Consider the following 3539-nt stretch of genomic DNA (forward strand, 5'->3'; position numbering starts at 1 on the left):
TGACCATTTCGGATTCGTCTTTCAACGCCCGTCTGAGGGGGGCAACCGCTTCGGCAGAACGAAGCATTCCGAGGGCCTTTGCAGCACTCTTTCTCACCCATTCCTCCGGGTCCTTCAGTGTCTCTATGAGGAGAGGTACCGCCTCTTTGAGGCCGAGTTCGCCAAGGGCGTAGGCGACGTTGTTTCTGACGGCCATATTCGGATCCCCGAGCGCCTTCATGAGGGGTTTCGAAGCGCGCAGGTCCTGCAGCTTCCCGAGATATACTGCAGCCTCTGCCCTCCTCAAGCCGGTGCCTTTCACCAGTTCTTCAATCAACTCTTCAAGTCCCATCTCCTCTAATTTTTTCATAACCTTGAACCGCCTTATGAGAAATTATGATTACATATTAATGAGTTCCGGCAAAAATTGCAACATGTTGAGCAGCGGCCCGTGAAAAATGAAAAATACTTCAAATTCAAAGAATCTTCATATTTTAGCTATAAAATCAAAGTAAAAAGAAAGAGGAGTATTCTGCTCCTGAATGCAAATTCATCCGTATGTGGACGCCACATATGCGGAAGACAGAGGTGGATGATGAGAGAGAACGACATCGTGGACGAGATCATAGAGATGGGCAGGAAGCGCGGAACGCTCATGGCTGATGAGATAAACGAAATGCTCTCGACAGAATTCTATGCTCCCGAGGAAGTAGAGGAGGTACTCGATCTGCTCCAGGATATGGGAGTAAAGGTCACCGATACCGATGAAACGGCAATTCTTGGGGAGGAGCTGATCGAGGAGGGAGAAGACGGCGAGTATGAAAAGTCGGAGGACCTTGTTCAGGCTTATTTCCATTCGATGGGTGACATCAAAGTCCTTACAAGGGCTGAAGAGATAGAGCTTGCAAAGAAGCTTGAAGAAGGGAAGGGGATCATCCGGCAGATGGTCAGCACGATGCCCCTCTATCGGGAGATCGAAGCCGAGCTCGAGGCGGAGAGAGAAGAGGAAGAAGATGCGGTAACTGCGGCTGAAGAGAAGGACGATGAGGCGGTCGAGAGGACCCTGAAACGACTCGATGCACTGACAGGCAGGATGGAGGAGGCTGAGAAGAGGATCGCACGGTACGGAACGATGAAGGATCTCCGGAGTCTTTTGAGGGAGAAGAAGAAGAGAGGCGTCAATCCCGTGAAGATTGCTGCCCTTGCCAAAGCGGTGCAGGCCGAATTCAGAGAGATAGAGTCTGAAGTCGGCATCGGCATAGAGGAACTGAGGGTCCGGTGGGACAGGATTGTAAAGGCGAGGGCTCTTGCCACCGAGGCAAAAAACGAACTGACGACCCGCAATCTGAGACTCGTGATCAATATAGCGAAGAACTATATAGGAAGAGGTCTCTCGCTGCTCGACCTGGTTCAGGAAGGTAACATCGGGCTCATGAGGGCGGTGGACAAGTTTAAATATGAAAAGGGGTTTAAATTCAGCACCTACGCGACATGGTGGATCCGGCAGGCGATAACGAGGGCCTTGATCGATCAGACAAAGACGATAAGAGTCCCTGTCCATATGATGGAATTCTATAACAAGGTTACGAAGGCATCTCGGGATCTGACGCAGCAGCTCGGAAGAGATCCAGGCAATGAAGAGATCGCCCAGAGTCTCGGCGTTACGGGAAAGAAAGTTGAAGAGGTGTTCAGGGCGATACAGGATCCCATACCGCTCCAGACCCTTGTGGGTGAGGAAGATACGGAACTCGAGGACTTTATCGGTGACACGAACACTCCCTCTCCTTATACTGACGCGGAAAAGAATGATCTCACCGAGAAGATTCTGCGGGTTCTTGACACCCTGAGTCCGAAGGAGGTTGCGGTCATACGGATGAGATTCGGTATCGGAGTTGACCGGGATCATACCCTGGAAGAGGTTGGAAAGTATCTTTCCCTGACGAGGGAGAGGGTGAGGCAGATAGAGGCAAAGGCGCTGCGGAAACTGAAGCACAGTTCGAGACAGAAGGCATTAAGGATCCTGACAGCTGCGTGAGATAATCCTGTGGCCGCTTTACCGATGCATTGAGGGTTTTTGAAGCATTTCCCGGCTTTGCGCGAATCCGCTTGAGGGAGACTTTTTCTCGCATTGGTTCGATTAGCTCCCTTATAGACAGTCTCGAGAATCACTGTCGCGGGCTGTCTCTGCTCGTCTTTATTAAATCGGCCGAATATTCTACAATAACGGAAAACCAGGCAGGAGGAATTGGGTATGCTTTCTGAGCGGGCGAGAAATATAAAGCCTTCACCGACCCTCACGATAGATGCCAAGGCAAAGGCGATGAAGGCATCGGGTCAGGATGTCATCAACTTTGGTGTCGGTGAACCCGATTTCGATACCCCGGAGAACATCAAGGAGGCGGCGCTAAAGGCCCTGCGGGACGGTTTCACGAAATACACTCCCGTCGGCGGCATCGATCCGCTCAAGGACGCGATCATCGAGAAGTTCAGGAAGGACAACAGCCTTGAATACACCCGGGAAGAGGTGATCGTATCGTGCGGGGCCAAGCACAGTCTCTATAATGTGGCTCAGGCGCTCTATGGACCGGGAGACGAGGTGGTCGTTCCTTCCCCTTACTGGGTCTCCTATCCGGATCAGGTCATCCTGAACGACGGAACACCGGTGATCGCCGAGACTCACGAGAGAGATTCCTTCATGCTCAGTCCTGATACGCTCGAATCACGCATCACGAAGAGGACGAGGGCCTTAATCCTGAACTCGCCGTCGAACCCGACCGGTCTGACCTATGACAGAAAGGCCCTCGAGAAGATAGCCGAAGTCGCCCTGAGACACCGACTCTACGTGATCTCCGACGAGATTTACGAAAAGCTTCTCTATGATGGAGCGGAACACGTGAGCATCGCATCCCTGTCGAAGGAGATGAAAGAGAGGACAATCGTCGTAAACGGTCTCTCGAAGTCACACGCCATGACGGGATGGAGGATCGGCTATGCGGCGGGCCCGAAAGAGATCATCAAGGCGATGACGAATATCCAGAGCCAGTCTACGTCCAATCCGAATTCTATAGCCCAGAAGGCTGGTGTCGAGGCCCTCACCGGCCCCCAGGATTCTGTCGGTCGGATGCGTCAGGAGTTTGACAAAAGGAGGAGGTTCCTCGTTTCCGAACTGAACGCGATACCGGACGTCAGCTGCATAAGACCGACAGGGGCCTTCTATGCATTCCCGAAGACCTCCGGAGTCTATGGAAGATCCGTCAACGGGAGGTCCATATCCTCGTCTGCCGACCTTGCGATATATCTCCTTGAGGAAGCGAATGTCGCCGTTGTTCACGGTGCTGCCTTCGGAGACGATAACTACGTGAGGCTTTCTTACGCCACATCTATGGAGAATCTGAAGAGGGGTGTCGAGAGGATTCGGGAGGCGCTCTCGAGACTGAAATAGTATCGAGACGTTTCCCGGCACGATCGATATGCCCCAGGAATTTGCGAAGCGGGAGTGAGTCTATAGCGGGCTGATGACGGCCGACTGGTGATCCTTTGGAAAATTTTCGCTCCGGATA

At 52.4% G+C, this 3539-nt stretch carries 3 protein-coding genes; 2 read left to right on the plus strand and 1 reads right to left on the minus strand.

Annotation, left to right across the window (positions count from 1 at the left end; genetic code table 11):
- Window positions 1-349: HEAT repeat domain-containing protein (locus tag VEI96_04675; protein HXX57273.1), on the minus strand; the 349-nt coding region annotated here is incomplete at its 3' end.
- Between the two features lie 222 nt (window positions 350-571).
- On the opposite strand from VEI96_04675, the gene VEI96_04680 reads away from it, so the two are divergent.
- Window positions 572-2014, plus strand: a complete 1443-nt coding sequence (locus VEI96_04680; protein ID HXX57274.1) for a sigma-70 family RNA polymerase sigma factor — start codon at window positions 572-574, stop codon at window positions 2012-2014.
- Between the two features lie 216 nt (window positions 2015-2230).
- Entirely contained in the window at window positions 2231-3421 is a 1191-nt protein-coding gene (locus tag VEI96_04685) for a pyridoxal phosphate-dependent aminotransferase (protein HXX57275.1), read from the plus strand.
- The last annotated feature ends 118 nt before the right edge of the window (window positions 3422-3539 follow it).

It is taken from the genome of Thermodesulfovibrionales bacterium (assembly GCA_035622735.1).
GTDB lineage: Bacteria > Nitrospirota > Thermodesulfovibrionia > Thermodesulfovibrionales > UBA9159 > DASPUT01.